A 16,772-nucleotide genomic window follows, 5' to 3' on the forward strand; every position below is an offset into this window, starting at 1 on the left:
ACTCATACTTTTAACGGGTTGTCATTGTGAGCTGGAAAAACATCGTCTTCGACCGCACAGATATTTATTTGAACAACAAGCCGGAGTGGTTGAACAGAATTTCGCCAAAGTGTCAGGTTCCCGTCGTGCAGGTCGGCCACGATGACTGGTTGTTCGGGGCCGGGGGCATTGCTGGGTATCTGGATCGGATACCTGTGCCGCCCCAAGTGCTCGTTTAAGCTACCTTCGGTTCGAATGCGACTGGGCTTTTCCAGCCCAATGCTGAGTGTCGTCGACGCGGATTATAGAAATCGTTGATGTATTCGAAGATAGTAGTCCGTCTCATTTTGGCTGTTCAAACGCATAAGTGCAAAGCGGTGGTACGCCCAAATCGCGTAGGAAATAATAGAACGTAGGAAACGGTGGCCTTTGAGGTGCAGCCGGAACATCTGGTTGATCATCGGTACGCGCTATGACTGCCAGAATTATCGTCAACAATTCGACTATGCCAGTCCTCGCTCTGCGAGCAGGTCTGTCACATCTTTGTAAGACAGTGGGTAGCGCAAATACATCCGCACAGCACACAAGGTGATCACCGCGGGAAACCGATGGCGTTTGAACAGCTGCTTGGTTGACATATGAAAGGTGCTTTCACAGCCATAATCAGACAGAAAGCAGTAAATGCCACAATCCTTGGAATTTCGTATCACCATCGACCCTTCAGAAAAGCACTTCTGGTAGCCAGGTTGCTAGCGACGGCACGGCCCAGACAAGTAGAATACCAATCGCCTGCAGGCCAATAAAGGGCACAACGCCGCGGTAAATATGTCCGGTCGTGATTTCCTTGGGGGCTGCGGCACGCAAGTAGAAAAGTGAAAACCCGAAAGGCGGGGTCAGAAAACTGGTTTGAAGGTTGATCGCTAGCAGCACCCCGAGCCAGATAGGATCGTGACCCATTACAATCAAAGAAGGCGCAACAAGCGGAAGAACAATAACGGATATCTCGACGAAATCCAGAAAGAACCCAAGCACGAAGACAAAAATCATTACGAATAAAAGGGCGCTGTTGGCCCCTCCGGGCAGGTTTTCGAGCAGGTGCGCCACTCTTTCTTCACCGCCCAAACCAATAAACACCAACGAAAAGAAGCCAGCAGCAAGAATTGTCGCAAAGATCATCGTGGTCATAGTCAGAGTGGAGTTGAGTGCATCATGGATGGTTCTGGTCCGAATGGATGCGCGCAAGGCCAAGATCACCGCGCCAATACCGACAAGCGCCAAAAGTGCATAGAAGGCGCCGATCATCCATTCCAAGGTACCGTTATCGCTACGTTGGAGGCGCACCGGAAAGATGCCTGCCAGAATACCCAAAATGACCAAGGCAGCCGTTCCGACTAGAATAAGTCGAGGGTTTATCCCGATTTTGCGCCCAGCCATGAGGAGCGCACCGATGGCCCCTACAGATGCGGCTTCGGTCGGAGTTGCGATGCCGCCGAGGATGGCACCCAATACAGCAACGATCAGCAAAACGGGAGGCGCAATTGCGGCCATGACTTCTCGCACGTCGGGTCGTGCCAACTTGATTGCTGCCGCAGGCATATCTTGTGGACGCAGCACCCCACGGATCAGAATATAAAGTAGATATAGAACGACCAAAAGCAAACCGGGCAACATCGCGGCCGCAAAGAACTGGCCGACAGACAGGGCTTCGACCGAGAACTTACCCTGCGTGTATTGCGCCTGTTGATAGGCGTTGGACATCACGTCAGCTAAAATGATTAACAAAGTAGAGGGTGGAATGATTTGGCCCAGCGTACCTGCCGTACAGACAATACCTGCTGACAAAGCAGGGTCGTAGCCAGCACGCAGCATCGTGGGCAAGGCGATCATACCCATGGCGACGACTGTTGCTCCGACAATCCCGGTTGACGCCGCCATTAGTGCGCCCACCAAGACCACCGAAATCCCTAAGCCCCCGCGCAACTGGCCAAAGCTCCGGCCCATTGTATCCAGCAATTCCTCGGCGATCCTGCTTTTTTCGAGTATGGCCCCCATCAGCACAAAGACAGGGATCGCGATAAATACCTGATTTCCGATTAAGCCAAAGGCGCGTTGGCCCAATGCGCCTAAAAGCGAGATGTCCATGACCCCCAGCGTCCAGCCAAGATAGGCAAAGCCGATGGCGACGCCTGCAATGCTGAACGAGACCGGAAATCCGGACAGCACCGCTGCCATCAATGCCGCGAACATGATCAGGTCGAGGAATTCGGTCATGTTTTGAGTTCAGTGTTAAGCATACGGATTAACAACGACAGGGATTGTAACAGGATCAGGATGCAAAACCCCGGGATCAGGGACTTGAGAAGAAAGACCGCCTCAATCCCACCGACAGAGATCGGACCCTCAAGAATTTTCCACGAGTTTCGCACGGAGGGCCACGACCAATAGACAAGGGCCGTCATCGACGGGATAAGAAGAAGCAGATGGCCGCAAATGTCGATCCGGCGTCGGGTCGCGTCACTGACCTTTGCATAGAACACATCCACCCGAACGTGTTTGTCCACCAAAAGTGTAAAGCCTGCACCCAGCATGAAAAGCGTGGCATGCAGATAAAGCACGCTTTCCTGCGCTGCGATGGAGTTGAAACCAAAGACATATCGCCCAATCACGATGCAGAACTGCACTAGCACCATGATCAAGGCCAGCCAGCGGATCAGGCAGGCAACCGTGCGGTTCATCTGGTCGATTGCGTCAGCTATTCCAAGCATCTCTGGCCCCTGATCTGGTTCGGAACGGGTGCGCGACGCAGGGCCGCTCACCACCGGTGTCTCAATAGTCGAAAACGTCCGCGCGTGCGTTCATCTGACCGTTGTCGGCATAGGTCATGTAGCCGCCCACCAGATCGCGATAGGCGATAAAGCTCTCTGTGATACGGACGACCAGTTCGTCATCATCAGCCAGGTATTCCTGCATGATTTCTTCTGCGGCGACACCCATTGCTGTGATCACATCATCGGGGAGCTTACGGACCTGAACATTGTGCTCGGTGACAAGTGTTTCCAGCGACTGCGCATGTTTGGTCATGTATTCTGTCCAGACCGGATTATAGAGGCCCTGGCAGGCTTGGGTAACGACTTCTTTCAAGTCATCGGGCAGTTCGGCAAAAACTTCCGCATTTACGCCGCATTCTTCAGCCGAAGAAGGCTCGCCCACGCCGGGCCAATAATAATAGGGTGCGACTTGATAGTAGCCAAGTGCGGAATCTGACCAGGGTCCAATGAACTCTCCTGCATCCAATGCGCCAGTTTGCAGCGCTTGGAACATAGCAGGTCCACTCATAGCTTCTGCGGCCATACCCAACTTTGTTGCCATTTGGGAAGCGATACCTGTGGTGCGGAACTTGAGGCCCTTGAGGTCATCGACCGACGTAATCTCGTTTTTGAACCATCCCGCCCACTGGGGACCCGAGTTACCGCACAGGAACGGCTTGATGCCAAAGCGGGCATACATCTCGTCATAGAGCGCTTGTCCACCGCCATGATACATCCAGCCGAATTGCTCGTCTGCACGCAATCCGAATGGCTGCGAACCGAAGAGAAGAATACCCTTTGATTTAGAGCCCCAATAGGCCGGTACCGCATGATAAAGTTCTGCCGTGCCTTCTGAAACGGCATCAAACACGCCGTTGCCCGGGACGATTTCACCTGCGGCGTAGAGCGTCACATTGATGCGCCCTCCCGAAAGTGTGGTTATTCGGTCAGCAAGGGTTTGCGCCGCGACACCGGGGCCAGGCAAGTTCTTAGGCCATGCCGACACGAGTTTCCAGTTGCGCACATCCTGTGCGATCGCGGGTGCAGCCAAGGTGCTCGCTGCGACACCAATGCTTCCGGCGGCAAGAAATTTACGTCTATCCATTATTTTGTCTCCATGTTGAGGGGGTGATGACCGTCTAACGCGGTTTTTGAACGTGCAAATTTAGCCCAGCATACAGGGCATGACCTTAGAACATCCCGTTTAGAGTCCTTGAATAAAAAGCTATGTTAAATTAATATGTAGTTACTTAATAATGTCAACGGAGTGTTTTTGCACAAATCCTTTGCAGGATGTATTTGCTTATTCCGCAAGACAGGAGACCAAAATTTGAACGGGCAGACACGCATCTCCTGGGTTCAAGTACGTGACAAAATCCGCACGCGTATTCTAGACAGAGTCTATTCGCCGGGAGACAAACTTCCCCGAGACGAAGATATTGCAGTCGAACTCGGCTGCGCCCGTACCACCGTTCACCGCGCAATGCAGGATTTGGTGCAAGCGGGTCTGGTTGAACGTAAACGCAAAGGTGGCACGCAAGTTAGAATTGACCCTCTGACCCGCGCGACGTTTGATATTCCTATCACGCGGCGCGAGATCGAACAGCGTGGCAGTAAATATGACTATCAATTGATAAGCAGCATTTTAGAAGACCCTCCAACGCCAGTGCTAGCGCGGTTGGGGGTCCAGCAGCGATCCTTGTTGCTGCATGTCAAGGCACTGCATCTTGCTGACAATCGTCCTTATATTTTCGAGGATCGTTGGATTAATACCAGATCAACACCTGACATTCTGAGCATCGATTTGAAGTGTGAAAGCGCAAATGAATGGCTCGTGCGTAACAAACCATACACACACGTCGATGTTAGGTTCTATGCCATAAATGCCGAAGACGAGACAGCCAACTACCTGTCTACCAATGCCGGTGATGCACTACTTGTTATCGAGCGTACAACATGGTTCGCGCAAGATCCGATCACGACAGTCCAAGCTGTGGCGGCCCCAGGATATCAACTGACATCGCTTGTTTGAAAGGGGCGGGTTTCATTAACTGCTTTCTGTCTGTGACCGGATCTTTCATATGTCGACTGTACAACTTGGCAACCCCTTGAACTGGAACGTATTTTCCGGAGCAGAACAGACGGATCAGCCCCTTGAAAAATCTGCCCAAGCGACTGTTTTATGAGGGTGCTGTTAAACGCCAAAACTGGCCGATGTGATGCACACCTCCGTCGGGTTATTACATTATCAAACTATCGGGGCGGACAAGTTTGGCGCGGGTTTCCATGTTCGTTCCAGCACACTGAACCAGTTCTCGTGACAGAGTTTGGTCAAAAGGGCATCGTCGTATCCATAATAGGTCTGAGCGGACCGCAGCATCCCGAACCCTGCAGCAGGGATTGTCAGGTTAATTTCATCCGTCCCAGTATTTCTGTGTTGGCCCTTGTTTAGGCGACCAAAGCGCAGTTGCATTTGTTTCAGTGACTCAAAGCTTTTGTGCGTTTTTGGCGGTAGGCGACTGCGGTCAATTTGTGGCGGCGCGGGCGGAACAGGTTTGCGGTTTCGTCATGGAGCATCGGAAATCTCTGCGCCTGTCGGGCTGATTTGAAACGGCCTTGGATTTTCTCTCGTTTCCGCGTTGGCCTGTCGTATGCACCATCTGCGGTGACGAATCGGATCTCCACGTTGGTGGGGATCTAGTTGGGCAGTTCGGGCGCACCCATTGCCCGGTAGGCGATTTGCAAGGCAAATCTGCCGAGAGGGGCCGACGTTGCTAGCGATGACTTCGATAACACGGTTTTCCAGCGTCTGTTCTTAGATACGGATGTGGATATTGCGCCATAGTCGGCGTTTCGAGCCGCCATGCTTGAGGGTGTGCCACTCGCCTTCGCCCTTGATGTCAGTGCTGCCGACCTCGTTTCCTGGTTGGTGGCGGCGCACCCAGGCCATGTCAAGATCGTCAGGGAGCCACGCTGCTTTAATGCTTCGTTGTAGGCTGGCCAGTTCTTGGTCTTGTAGATCAGTGGGATGTGTCTGCTCGTGCAGCTGAGCTGCCACACTGGACTCACGAGATGAATCCCCATCTGCCTTTGTGCAATTAAGCCCTCTGCCGTGATCCCATACGTCAGGCCGAGTGGCACAATGAAATTGTTCCAGGCGAGGCAAAGCAGCGTCGAACTTTGCGTTTTCACAAAGTCCGGATCTGCGGGCGGCGATAGCGTCGAATCGAACAGCAATCTTACCGCAAAGGAACATTAAAATGCTGACAAGAAGAGCTGCTTTGATGGGTGCCGCAAGCTTTGCCGCGCTGCCTGCTATGACAAGGGCCGCAAGTGCCGAAGAAATCATGGACACCTCGATGGTCGAACCCGTCGATCTGTCCAACCTCAAGCGTATCAAGCGCAAGCTGGTCCGCCCACCAGAGGTGCACGCGCACGAGCAGGTAGCACCGGGCGCGCCGCGCATCGTAGAATTCGAGATGCAGATCGTAGAAAAAGAGGTCGAAGTTGATAACGGTGCCTATCTTCAGGCGATGACCTTTAACGGGTCGATCCCCGGGCCGCTGATGGTGGTGCACGAGGGGGATTATGTCGAGCTGACGCTGTTCAACTCGCCCGAGAATATGATGCAGCATAACATCGACTTTCACGCCGCCACCGGTGCGCTTGGCGGTGGGTCGCTGACACTGGTGAACCCCGGAGAAAAGGCCACACTGCGGTTCAAGGCAACACGTCCGGGAACTTTCGTGTATCACTGTGCGCCGGGTGGTCCGATGATCCCGTGGCACGTGGTCAGCGGTATGGCGGGTGCGATCATGGTACTGCCGCGCGACGGGCTGAAAGACCACGAAGGCAAGCCGGTGAAGTACGACCGCGTGTTCTATATCGGCGAGAATGATTTCTATGTGCCCAAAGATGAAAACGGCAGCTATAAGCGGTTTGCGGATGTGGGTGAGAGCTATCCTGACACGCTTGAGGTGATGAACGGGCTGATCCCCAGCCATGTGGTGTTCAACGGCAAGGTCGGAGCGCTGACAGGCGACAATGCACTGCAGGCGGCGCAGGGCGAAAAGGTGCTGTTCGTGCACAGTCAGGCCAACCGCGACACGCGTCCGCACTTGATAGGTGGGCACGGCGATCTGGTTTGGGAACGGGGCAAGTTCAACAACCTGCCAGAGCGTGATCTGGAAACATGGTTCATCGCGGGCGGATCGGCGGGGGCAGCACTCTACAAGTTCCTGCAACCGGGGGTCTATGCCTATGTGAACCACAACTTGATCGAGGCTGTGAACCTTGGCGCGACGGCCCACGTGGTGGTTGAAGGCGACTGGAACAATGACCTGATGGAACAGGTGCAGGCACCGGTTGAATACAACGCCACCCATGAGGGCAGGACCGCGCTGCCATAAGCCCGCATCACGGCCAATAGAAGTGTCATCGGGGCGGCTGGTGCAAACCGGCCGCCCCTGTTGCATTGTCAAAAGGTGATACCATGAAAGCAGTACTTGTCATTTTTGTCTTCGCCGCTTTGGGTGTGTTGGGCACCGGTTGGTTGCGGGACGCGCCGCCCGCCATTGCTCCGTTCGAGACAGTAACGGTGGGGAAAGGTAAAATTGCTTGGCGGCCGCTCGGGAATTTTTCACATCAGGGCAAGGCGCAGACGCCGCGCCCGCTGACCGTTATGGTCGAGACGTTCGAAATCATGAAATATCAGGTGTCGCGGACCGATTACGCCCTTTGCGTGGCGCAAGGCGCCTGCGCAGATGTCGCGGCCAACGCGGGCGCATTTCCCCAGACAGGTGTAAGTTGGGAGGACGCGACAGCCTTTGCTGTCTGGTATTCTGTCCGTACCGGCGACATCTGGCGGTTGCCGTCCGAGACGCAGTGGCAGCGTGCCGCAGCCGAGCGTTACGGCGACGCCGCGCCGGACGAGTCGGTTCTGGATCCGGGCAAACAGATGGTGTCCCAATACAGGCGCGGCGTATTTCTGCGTAGCAGTGCCAGCCCTGCACTGCGCCCGCGCGGCGGCTTTGGCGAGAATAGTTTTGGCATTGCAGACATGGCGGGCAGCGTTTGGGAATGGACGGACGGCTGCATGGAAAATGGTGAAGTCCGGCCTGACGGGACGATTGACCGTCGCGATCCCTATTGCGGGGTGCGTATTGCCGGTGGGCGTCACCGCGCGGCAGTAATTGATTTTGTGCGCGACGCCAGTGTCGGCGGCTGTGCCATGGGGCTGCCGCCGGACCATTTGGGATTCCGGCTGGTGCGCGACGCCGACCTTCGGGGAGATCACCGGTAAGGTGTAGCAGGGCGCGCCGGTGTCGAGGATGAAGGCATCCTATCTGTTTCATGGACCGTCCGGGCAGGCTGCGTGGCGTCCTGACGCTGTGCTGGATCAAGGATCAGAACGGAAAAGGCGATGCGCCGATCATCGCACCGTGCAGATGCAATAGCGCAAGCCACAGCAGCAGGCCGATCGCGGCGCGCAGGGCCATCGCGGAACCGTTTTCGCGCAGCCAGTCGTGCTGGAACAGCGGCCGGGGTGAAAAAAGCGCGGTCGCGGTAAAAAAGCGGAGCACTTCTGCCGGCGGCAGTGACTGACGGGCCCGCGCGTCAAAGACCAAGATCGCGGCAAGAGGCATGGCGAGGAAGCTGGCGAACAGGATCACATGGGCAAGATCACCATTCGCGACCAGATGCGTGCCCGCCCAGAGCGCCAGTGCAAGAAAAAGCGGGTGGCGCGAGACGGCGGCGACACCGGAGCGGGCGGGATTGAACGGTTGCCCGCGTCTGCCGCCAAGCGTGAAGGGCTGTCGCAGACCCGCGCCGCAGGTTGCAAGCACGATGGCGACCGGCATGACAACGTTGGGCAGCCAGCGCATCCACTGGTAGTGCGGCCAGAGTTCGATATAGGGCGCGCGTCCGGCTGCGGCGATCACCCAGACCAGAAGCGCCACAGAGATCGCGCCATAGACGCTGAAATAGGTCCGCCGGCCGATAGCGGCGATCAGTTTTTCCCGTGCCCCGCCGATCCGTGGCAGGAAATGGCTGGCCACGAACAGGGCTAGCGCCAGTACGTATTCCGTCCAGTCGGTCATGAGTCTTCGGCCTGTTTCATCAGGCGCACGATATGGCAGGCAAAGGCCCACGTCGCGGGTATTCCGATGACCAGCCCTCCGGCGGCAGCCTGCAACGGGGTCAGCACGGGCCAACCCAGCCACGACCCGATCAGCGAGGCGAAGAACAGGTTGACCCCCATTGCCCCCGCACCAAAAGGGTAAAGTGCAGCCACAAGCGTTAGCGGCGGTTTCACCGGCGGCTTACCAGCCATTGCACGGCCGCCAGTGCCAGCACCAGCGCGATCGAGCCGACGAGAAACCAGAATTCGGCGGTTTCGGTCTGGGGCTGCGGGATCGGGCGTTCGAAACCGGAAGCAAAGACAGGGGCGGGCAGGATCAGGGCGATAGCGAAGAGTCGTTTCATGTCAGTTCTCCATTGTCAGGGTTTGATAGATGTCGGGCAGGGCGCGGGGCAGTCTTTCGGGGTGCGAAAGCAGGGTAAATCCGGCACGGCCAAAGATGCGGGCGAACCAGTCCTGCCCGTCGTCATCGACGATTACGCCGTGCACGGACTGTCCCAACGTGCGTGCCTCGCGGACGGCCATACGGCTGTCCTCAATGCCGTGCTGGCCTTCGTAGTGGTCCAGATCGTTCGGTTTGCCGTCGGTCAGGACCAGCAACAGGCGGCGGGACGCGCCCTCGTCCGCCAGTTGCGCGGAAACATGGCGGATTGCCGCGCCAAGTCGTGTGTAGTGGCCCGGGCGCAATCCACCGATGCGGGCGGTGATTGCGGGGGCCATCGGTTCGGAAAAACCCTTGCAGCGGTGCAGGAACACACGGTCACGCCGCAGCGAGGAAAAGCCCCAGATGCCCAGCCGGTCACCGGCGGTGTCGATGCCGCAGGCCAGTGCCGACAGCGCCTCGCGAGCGATTTCAATGACCGACGTGTCCCCCAGCGCAGACTCGGTGGAGCGCGAGCAATCCATCAGGATGGCGACAGACAAGTCACGCGCCATCGGGCGACCTGCCTGCCAGACGCGGTCGCTGCCTTCGCGACCGCAGGCAATTTCGGTGCGCGAGGTGACTACGGCGTCAAGGTCCAGATCCTCGCCGTCGATCTGGCGGGGCAGAACCACGCGGCGGGGGTGCAGGGGGGCGAACTGGCGCCGGACGCGGGCAACAAGCCGGGGGTCGGGGGCGTATTCGGTGCGCGGCGTTGCCTCTGCCTCGAGCACGCGGGTGTGGGCGGGCATGTAATTGCCCGTGCGGCGGTTCCATTCGGGATAGGTGTACGTGCCGGCCAGCCGTTCGTGATCGGCATCCTGCGGTGACAGGTCCAGCGACAGGCGCAGGCGGGTGGCGGCGCGTTTCATGTTCGGTGACAGGGTCAGGTGGTCCTGATCCTCGGCGGCCTTGGCGGCATTGTCCTGATCATCGTCGTCGACCATGCGGTTCAGGTTCAGACTTTCTGCCCAGGACATGATCGATTCGAAGCGGTGGACGATGAAACTGTCGGGCCGGTTTGCCTGATCGCGATCTTCGCGGCGGGCGTCTTTACGGGTAGGCACGCCCACAGCGGGGCCGGGGGTTTGTGGTTCGTCGGGCGCTGCTTTGCCGCCACTGACGCTTGGCCGCAGGCGCAGCCAGATCGGTACGGGTGCATAGGTGCGATAACCACGCGGGGCGGGGCAGGTCAGACATTCATCCTGTGTGGCGTGCCCGCAAATCTGGTCGAGGATCAGCCGCTCGACCCCAGCTTCGCAGCGTGGCAGCCCGCGTCGGTGGCGGTTCAGCACAATATGCGCACGCAGCCGCGCATAAGCGGGCCGAAGTCCGGGGCATGCAGCAAAGGCGCGGTCGGATGCCGCCGCCAGTGCTGCGATGCCGGCGCGATCGTTGGTCAGCGGATCGTCCGCAGGCGCAGGAATGTCGACGCAGGCGGCCAGAGCAGCCAGCCAGAGATAGCAGGCGCGATTCAGGTCGTGGGCGGGGAAGGTGTCGATTGTTGGTGGCAGGCGCAGGAGGCCTCCGTCGAAATCGGCAGTATGGGCCTGTTCGCGCGGCGTGCCGATCCGGCGGATGCGGTCAGGCCGGTGATCCGACGCCGTGAGCGGGGCGGGGGCAATTTCCACACCCGTACCACCGCCAAGTGCGCGGAACAAGGCCGCGACCGAGGGGCGCATCTGCGCAAAGGTTACGACCTGCGCCGCATCGGACTGGGCCGTACCCCAGCGCGAGGCCATGTCGTGCCAGAGGTTTCCGACCGTTTCTTCCGGCTCCATAAGGTCAAGGACATGCAGCATGGCGATCACCCGTAAATCACGGCGGCAAGGTCGCGCAGCACCTGCTGGGTGTCCGGCTCGTCGCTGAGCGGTTCGATGATGGCGACCTCGATGGCGCGATCGACTGCCATGCCGCCCGCGATCATCGTTGCCGCATAGATCAGCAGGCGGGTCGATACTCCTTCTTCGAGGTCCATTCCCGACAAGGTACGGATCTTGCCTGCCAGCCGCACCAGCGCAGTTGCGCGGGCCTCGTCCAGTCCGCTTTCGCGGCAGACTACGGGGATTTCGACCTCGGGCGTTGGAAAATCGAATCCGACCGAGACGAACCGCTGACGGGTAGAGGGTTTTAGTTTTTTCAGGATGTTCTGGTAGCCGGGGTTATAGCTGGCCACCAGCATGAAGCGCGCGGGCGCTTGCAGTTCCTCGCCAGTTTTGTCGATAACCAGACGGCGGCGGTCGTCGGTGAGCGGGTGCAGAACCACTGTCACATCCTTGCGTGCCTCGACCACCTCGTCGAGATAGCAGATGCCGCCGGTGCGCACCGCGCGGGTGAGGGGGCCGTCGACCCAGACCGTTTCGCCGCCTTGCAGCAGATAGCGGCCGATCAGGTCGGCAGCCGACAGGTCGTCATGGCAGGCGACCGTGTGCAGTGGCAGGTTCAGCCGCGCAGCCATATGTTCTATGAACCGCGTTTTGCCGCATCCGGTGGGCCCCTTCAAAAGAAGGGGCAGACCGTAGGTGTGGGCCGTTTCGAACACCGCACATTCATCAGCGGCGGGTTGGTAAAACGGCAGTTCGTCTGCGTCCAGGTCATACATGGTTCACTCTCCCGGAACGGCCAAGGGGCCGGGTTTGACGATCTCGCGGCGCACCACAAGCATCGAATAGATGAAGAGGATCGCACCCAGGACCACGGCGATGCCCGAACCGAACCGCATCATATAGAACAGGCCCAACTGGTCCTGCACCTCCATGTAGTAGTCACCCACGATGCGCTGCATGTGTGTTTGGATGGTGCCTGCAAAGGTCAGCGTGAAGGTCATAAAGGCCATACCGCCGGTCATCAGCCAGAAGGACACCATGTTCAGCACCTGATTGTACGGATCGCGGCCCCGCAGGTGCGGCATGGCATATGTGAACATCGCAAGGTTAAGGGCCACATAGGCGCCGTAGAAGGCCAGATGCCCGTGTGCTGCGGTAATCTGGGTGCCGTGGGTATAAAAGTTGACCCCGTGCAGCGTGTGCAAAAAGCCCCAGACGCCTGCGCCAAAGAACGCAACGGTGGACGACCCCAGCGACCACAGCAATGCGGCCTTGTTGGGGTGGTTCTTGCGGCCTTTCCAGACCATCACAAAGGCAAAGGACATCATCGCAAAGAACGGGACAACTTCGAAGGTCGAGAAGATCGACCCGATCCACTGCCAGTAGCCTGGCGCGCCGATCCAGTAGAAATGGTGTCCGGTGCCGAGGATACCCGAGAATAGTGCGGTGGCGACGATGACATACAGCCATTTTTCAATCACTTCGCGGTCTACACCGGTCAGTTTGAGCATCAGAAAGCCGAGGATCGCAGCCATCACAAGTTCCCATGTCGCTTCGACCCACAGGTGGATGACCATCCACCAGTACAACTTGTCCAGACTGAGGTTGTTGGGGTTGATAAAGGCGAAAACCCAAAGCAGACACAAAAGCCAGAGGCCCGTTAGCAGAATGTTGGTGATCGCGGTCTTGCGCCCCGCAAGGAAGGTCAGCGAAATGTTGACGAGGAAAATCACCGCAGCGACAAGGATGCCGAATTTGACCCACAGCGGCTGTTCCAGAAACTCGCGCCCGCCGTGGATGCCGACAAGATACGAGCCAACGGCCCCCAACGTGCCTACGACAAGAATTGCAAGCTGGAGATAGGCGAGCTTGACCGAAAAAATCTCGCGCTCGGATTCTTCGGGCACAAGGTAATAGGCCGCCCCGAAGAAGCCCAGCAACAGCCAGACGATCAGCGCGTTGGTGTGGATCATGCGGATTATGTTAAACGGCAGAATCTCGGACAGCGTGTTCGGCGCGACATAGATCCAGCCGGCCAGCAGACCGCCTGCCACTTGTACGCCGAACAGCGCCATGGCCACGACGAAATAGGCATAGGCCACTTTTTGCGATTGGTATTTCATGATGTTTCTCCTGTTCGTGCCTTAGCCCGCGTCATTTGGTGGCCAGTTCTGGGTGTCTGTCTGATCGGCCCAGCGAAGAAATTCGGCGAGACCGCGCATTTCCTCTTCGGTGATCTCGAAGTGGGGCATTTGACGGCGCCCTTCGATGCCGGAGGGTTGCGCCTGCATCCAGCTGTCCAGAATCTCGTAGGCGCCTTCGGCGTCGTCCATCACGCCCCAGCGCGTCATCACGTTGCCGACCTCGGGGGCAAAGTATGCGCCCTCGCCGTGCAGCGTGTGACAGTTGATGCAGGAATGGCGTTCCCAGACGTGTTTGCCCAGAATGACCGCTTCGGTCAGGGGCATTCCGGCAGTGGCATTGTTTACGATGTGGCGATGGCTTTGTGCGGTCAGGGCCACGAACACGACCACGAAGAAAATGGATCCCCCGTAGAACACGTTTCTGGCCCGCGATTTGGTAAGTAATTCCGGCATGTTGCGGTCCCGACGATTTGTTTTGGATACCTTGGTCTAGCGGCGACCGGTGCCTGGAATGTTGCGCAAGCGCAAAGTCCGCGGCGAAAGATACGCGCAGCATGTGGCAACGAAAGGAAAGCCGATGCGACGTCCCGATTTTGATGATCCCGACCTGCCACTGTCAGACCTGTTCGCGCGGCGACCCGAAACAGCGGTGGCGTTTCTGGACCGGCGTATGCTGTGTCCGGGGTGTCCGATCGCACCGTTTCACACCATCGCGGATGCCTGCGTTGAATACAGCCTTGAGGAAGCTGCTTTTCGGGAGGATGTGAAAAGCCGGATTGCGGCGTCCGAGCCGGTTAGCCCTGTGCCCCGGTCAGCAAGACGAGGGCGTGCGGATCGGTGACCACAATGTGTTTGCGGCTGGATTCAACAATACCGTTCTTTTGCCACGCAGACAGCAGACGGCTGACGGTGTGCAAGGTGGTGCCTGTCATGTCCGAGATGTTCTGGCGTGTGACCGGAAAGGCGATTTCGATGCCTGTCGCCGTCTTTCTGCCGCTTTGGTTGACCATTCGCAGGACGGCAGAGGCAATGCGTTTTTCGACGGCCTGAGTGGCCATCTCGGTCAGCGTTTCCTGAATTTGGCCAAGGCGCTGGCCAAGGGTCTTGTAGCTTTCAGTGGCGAAACCTGGGTAGTTGGTCGTGAAATCGGCCCAGTGCCGGACCGGCCATGACAGCGCAATCGACTCGGCCGCCGCCACAGCCGTTGCCGGATAGGTGTCCCGTTGCAGCGCGGGGGCAATGCCGAAAAGTTGCCCCGGAGAGATGTGCAACACGATGATCTGGTCGCCGCCGGGCGTCGTTCTGATCACCCGCAGATATCCGTCAAGTAACAGAAAAAAGCGGTCCGCGTCGTGGCCTTCGCGGAAGATTGCTGTGCCTTCGTCGTAGCGGCGTGAAACGGCTTGATCAAGAATCGTGCGAATTTGTCCCCGTTCCAGCAATGAAAAGGGCGGCAATCCGGTCAGCAGGCTTTCGTCGAGTTTGGGCAAGGTTTCGGTCGCCGAGTTTGTTTCAGAGCAACGTTAGGAAGGCCGTTCTATCGCACATAAGGGCAGACGAAACAATTGAACAACATCGAAAGGAATATCTGATGTTCAAGACCGTAATGGTAGCCGCCGCATTTGCCCTGACTGCCGGAGTAACAGGCGCAGAGACAATTGAAATCCAGATGATGAACAGGGGCGAAGTAGGCGCGATGGTGTTTGAACCCGCCTTTGTGAAGGCCAATCCGGGTGATGTGATCCGCTTTTTGCCGACCGACAAAGGTCACAATGTCGAAAGCATCAAGGGAATGCTTCCCGAGGGCGTAGAGGCGTTCAAGACCGGGTTCGACAAGGAATTCGAGCTTACCGTCGGAGAGGCGGGTGTCTATGGCATCAAATGCACACCGCATTATGCAATGGGCATGGTTGCGCTGGTTCAGGTCGGAGAGCCTGTGAACCTCGCGGATGCGAATGAAGTGAAACACAAGGGCAAGGCCAAGTCCCGTATGGCCGACCTTATCGCACAGATCGAATGATCTGCGGCCTGTCACTTTGCAATCGGGCAGGGCGGTGCCATTGGTGCCGCCCCTGTCCCAATTGGTCAGGAGACCTTTGATGACCTCGCATAATGAATATAGCGGCCCTGCACTGTTTTCATGTGGCTTTAGACCGTTCTTTCTGGCCGCCATTGTCTTTGCACTGGTTGTGGTGCCGGTTTGGTGGCTGATCTGGCGGGGCGATGTTTCGCTTGCGGCGTCTTTCGGGCCGACAGACTGGCATATTCACGAGATGGTCTTTGGCTACGCCGCTGCCGTGGTGGCGGGTTTTCTGTTCACGGCTGTTCCGAACTGGACCGGACGGTTGCCGACACGCGGCTGGCCGCTGGCCGCGTTGCTGGCTGCGTGGATCGAAGGGCGATTGGTGACAGCGGGGTTTTTGGGTGTTGGGCCGCTTGGCATCCTGTTGATCGATCAGATCTTTTTGCTTGCAGTTGCCGCGATGATCACGCGCGAGATCGTGGCAGGCCGCAACTGGCGCAATCTTAAGGTGCTCGTTCCCGTCACCCTGCTGTGGCTTGCCAACATCTTTTTTCATGTCGAAGCGATGACGCAGGGCACAGCGGACTATGGTCGCCGTCTCGGGATCGCGCTTTTGGTGTTTCTTGTGCTTTTGATCGGAGGGCGAATTTTACCCAGTTTTACGCGCAACTGGCTGGCGCAGCATGGCATGTCGCGATTGCCGGTGGCGTTCAACCGCTATGATGTGGTCAGCCTGATCTTTGGGGCCGTAGCGCTGGCGGCTTGGGTCGTCGCACCTTATCATCCGGTCTGTGCGCTTTTGGGTGCGGTTGCTGCGGTTGTGCATCTTGTTCGTCTTGCACGCTGGCGGGGCATCGCGACTTGGCGTTCGCCGCTCCTTGCGATGCTGCATTTGGCCTATTTGATGGTGCCGCTTGGCTTTGCTGCGGTTGCCGCTGCGGCGTTGGGTATTATCGCACCGGCGGGCAGCGTGCATGTTCTGGGCGTCGGGGCGGTTGGCGGAATGACTGTTGCGGTGATGATTCGCGCCACGATGGGGCACACCGGTCGTAATCTGGTGGCGGGTCCGGCGCTGACTGCGGCCTTTGCGCTTGTCATCGGTGCGACAGTGGCCCGTGTGGCCGGACAGGCGGGCGTGGTCGGGGCTTTTGACGGGGTCGATCTGTCAACCGCGCTTTGGACAATTGCCTTTGGCATAGTTGTGTGCCGGATAGGCCCGTGGTTGGCCCGACCGAAGGCCGCGCGCAAGATGCCATCGGCCCCGAAAGCACGTCCTGGCGACGCAAGGGGTGGATGATTGCGTGGCGCACCTTGGCAAAGACCCGTTCGCGGATGTTCATGCCCCATCGGAAGACCGAGATGTCCCCACAAAGTGATCCCACCCCGATTACCGGTTCTGACCGGCACCGGCGACAGGAGACTATCCCGGA

The 16,772-nt window shown here is 58.0% G+C and carries 18 protein-coding genes and 4 pseudogenes; 7 read left to right on the forward strand and 15 right to left on the reverse strand.

All coding sequences use genetic code 11. The features are described from left to right. The first annotated feature begins 26 nt into the window (after positions 1–26). Complete coding sequence (locus tag SULPSESMR1_RS25865) at positions 27–218, forward strand: hypothetical protein (protein WP_349813534.1); 192 nt, start codon at positions 27–29, stop codon at positions 216–218. On the opposite strand, the pseudogene SULPSESMR1_RS25870 reads toward SULPSESMR1_RS25865, so the two are convergent. The 6 genes and pseudogenes from SULPSESMR1_RS25870 to SULPSESMR1_RS18195 all read right to left on the reverse strand — a co-directional run. Then, positions 215–313: pseudogene (locus SULPSESMR1_RS25870) on the reverse strand (IS3 family transposase); the annotation flags it as partial. The gene SULPSESMR1_RS25865 and the pseudogene SULPSESMR1_RS25870 overlap by 4 nt on opposite strands. A 31-nt stretch (positions 314–344) precedes the next feature. Further along, positions 345–440: pseudogene (locus SULPSESMR1_RS25530) on the reverse strand (IS6 family transposase); the annotation flags it as partial. A gap of 48 nt (positions 441–488) precedes the next feature. Then, positions 489–617 (reverse strand): annotated as a pseudogene (locus tag SULPSESMR1_RS25535) (IS6 family transposase); the annotation flags it as partial. Between the two features lie 82 nt (positions 618–699). Continuing rightward, positions 700–2,250 (reverse strand): TRAP transporter large permease, encoded by a 1,551-nt coding sequence (locus SULPSESMR1_RS18185; RefSeq protein WP_089422494.1) that lies wholly within the window; start codon positions 2,248–2,250, stop codon positions 700–702. Continuing rightward, entirely contained in the window at positions 2,247–2,744 is a 498-nt protein-coding gene (locus SULPSESMR1_RS18190) for a TRAP transporter small permease subunit (RefSeq protein ID WP_089422746.1), read from the reverse strand. The genes SULPSESMR1_RS18185 and SULPSESMR1_RS18190 overlap by 4 nt, the downstream gene beginning before the upstream one ends. 61 nt (positions 2,745–2,805) lie before the next feature. After that, on the reverse strand, positions 2,806–3,891 hold the full coding sequence (locus SULPSESMR1_RS18195) for a TRAP transporter substrate-binding protein (RefSeq protein ID WP_089422495.1): 1,086 nt from the start codon (positions 3,889–3,891) through the stop codon (positions 2,806–2,808). Between the two features lie 225 nt (positions 3,892–4,116). On the opposite strand from SULPSESMR1_RS18195, the gene SULPSESMR1_RS18200 reads away from it, so the two are divergent. Beyond that, positions 4,117–4,818: a GntR family transcriptional regulator gene (locus SULPSESMR1_RS18200; protein WP_089422496.1), complete on the forward strand. Its 702-nt coding sequence runs from the start codon at positions 4,117–4,119 to the stop codon at positions 4,816–4,818. Positions 4,819–5,264: 446 nt separating this feature from the next. Here the strand turns inward: SULPSESMR1_RS18200 and SULPSESMR1_RS18205 are convergent. Then, positions 5,265–5,870, reverse strand: a pseudogene (locus SULPSESMR1_RS18205) (hypothetical protein). Positions 5,871–6,046: 176 nt separating this feature from the next. Between SULPSESMR1_RS18205 and nirK the strand changes: the two are divergent. Next, on the forward strand, positions 6,047–7,195 hold the full coding sequence (nirK, locus tag SULPSESMR1_RS18210; RefSeq protein ID WP_089422497.1) for a copper-containing nitrite reductase: 1,149 nt from the start codon (positions 6,047–6,049) through the stop codon (positions 7,193–7,195). Positions 7,196–7,278: 83 nt separating this feature from the next. Beyond that, positions 7,279–8,088: a formylglycine-generating enzyme family protein gene (locus SULPSESMR1_RS18215; protein WP_089422498.1), complete on the forward strand. Its 810-nt coding sequence runs from the start codon at positions 7,279–7,281 to the stop codon at positions 8,086–8,088. A 103-nt stretch (positions 8,089–8,191) separates the two neighbouring features. Here SULPSESMR1_RS18215 and SULPSESMR1_RS18220 read toward each other — a convergent pair whose 3' ends face one another. Genes SULPSESMR1_RS18220 through SULPSESMR1_RS18245 form a run of 7 tightly spaced genes read right to left on the reverse strand, consistent with a single transcriptional unit; the run spans position 8,192 to position 13,772 of the window. Next, entirely contained in the window at positions 8,192–8,887 is a 696-nt protein-coding gene (locus tag SULPSESMR1_RS18220; protein WP_089422499.1) for an NnrU family protein, read from the reverse strand. Continuing rightward, entirely contained in the window at positions 8,884–9,120 is a 237-nt protein-coding gene (locus SULPSESMR1_RS18225) for an NnrT protein (RefSeq protein ID WP_089422500.1), read from the reverse strand. Before SULPSESMR1_RS18225 ends, SULPSESMR1_RS18220 begins: the two co-directional genes overlap by 4 nt. Continuing rightward, positions 9,099–9,272 (reverse strand): hypothetical protein, encoded by a 174-nt coding sequence (locus SULPSESMR1_RS25280; protein ID WP_198362908.1) that lies wholly within the window; start codon positions 9,270–9,272, stop codon positions 9,099–9,101. The genes SULPSESMR1_RS18225 and SULPSESMR1_RS25280 overlap by 22 nt, the downstream gene beginning before the upstream one ends. A 1-nt stretch (position 9,273) precedes the next feature. Beyond that, entirely contained in the window at positions 9,274–11,151 is a 1,878-nt protein-coding gene (locus tag SULPSESMR1_RS18230) for a nitric oxide reductase activation protein NorD (RefSeq protein ID WP_089422747.1), read from the reverse strand. A gap of 5 nt (positions 11,152–11,156) precedes the next feature. Next, a complete protein-coding gene (locus SULPSESMR1_RS18235) occupies positions 11,157–11,951 on the reverse strand; it encodes a CbbQ/NirQ/NorQ/GpvN family protein (RefSeq protein WP_089422501.1) in 795 nt (264 codons plus the stop codon). 3 nt (positions 11,952–11,954) lie between these two features. Beyond that, entirely contained in the window at positions 11,955–13,298 is a 1,344-nt protein-coding gene (locus SULPSESMR1_RS18240; RefSeq protein ID WP_089422502.1) for a cbb3-type cytochrome c oxidase subunit I, read from the reverse strand. A gap of 21 nt (positions 13,299–13,319) precedes the next feature. Continuing rightward, positions 13,320–13,772: a c-type cytochrome gene (locus SULPSESMR1_RS18245; protein WP_089422503.1), complete on the reverse strand. Its 453-nt coding sequence runs from the start codon at positions 13,770–13,772 to the stop codon at positions 13,320–13,322. 124 nt (positions 13,773–13,896) lie between these two features. On the opposite strand from SULPSESMR1_RS18245, the gene SULPSESMR1_RS18250 reads away from it, so the two are divergent. Continuing rightward, positions 13,897–14,160 (forward strand): DUF1858 domain-containing protein, encoded by a 264-nt coding sequence (locus SULPSESMR1_RS18250; protein ID WP_089422748.1) that lies wholly within the window; start codon positions 13,897–13,899, stop codon positions 14,158–14,160. Here the strand turns inward: SULPSESMR1_RS18250 and SULPSESMR1_RS18255 are convergent. Beyond that, on the reverse strand, positions 14,114–14,809 hold the full coding sequence (locus tag SULPSESMR1_RS18255) for a Crp/Fnr family transcriptional regulator (protein ID WP_089422504.1): 696 nt from the start codon (positions 14,807–14,809) through the stop codon (positions 14,114–14,116). The genes SULPSESMR1_RS18250 and SULPSESMR1_RS18255 overlap by 47 nt on opposite strands. Positions 14,810–14,910: 101 nt before the next feature. Between SULPSESMR1_RS18255 and SULPSESMR1_RS18260 the strand changes: the two genes are divergently transcribed. Together SULPSESMR1_RS18260 and SULPSESMR1_RS18265 are read left to right on the forward strand one after the other, a co-directional pair. After that, positions 14,911–15,339, forward strand: coding sequence for a pseudoazurin (locus tag SULPSESMR1_RS18260; protein WP_089422505.1), 429 nt, complete (start codon positions 14,911–14,913; stop codon positions 15,337–15,339). A gap of 79 nt (positions 15,340–15,418) precedes the next feature. Next, positions 15,419–16,639, forward strand: coding sequence for an NnrS family protein (locus SULPSESMR1_RS18265; RefSeq protein WP_089422506.1), 1,221 nt, complete (start codon positions 15,419–15,421; stop codon positions 16,637–16,639). The last annotated feature ends 133 nt before the right edge of the window (positions 16,640–16,772 follow it).

It is taken from the genome of Pseudosulfitobacter pseudonitzschiae (assembly GCF_002222635.1).
GTDB lineage: Bacteria > Pseudomonadota > Alphaproteobacteria > Rhodobacterales > Rhodobacteraceae > Pseudosulfitobacter > Pseudosulfitobacter pseudonitzschiae_A.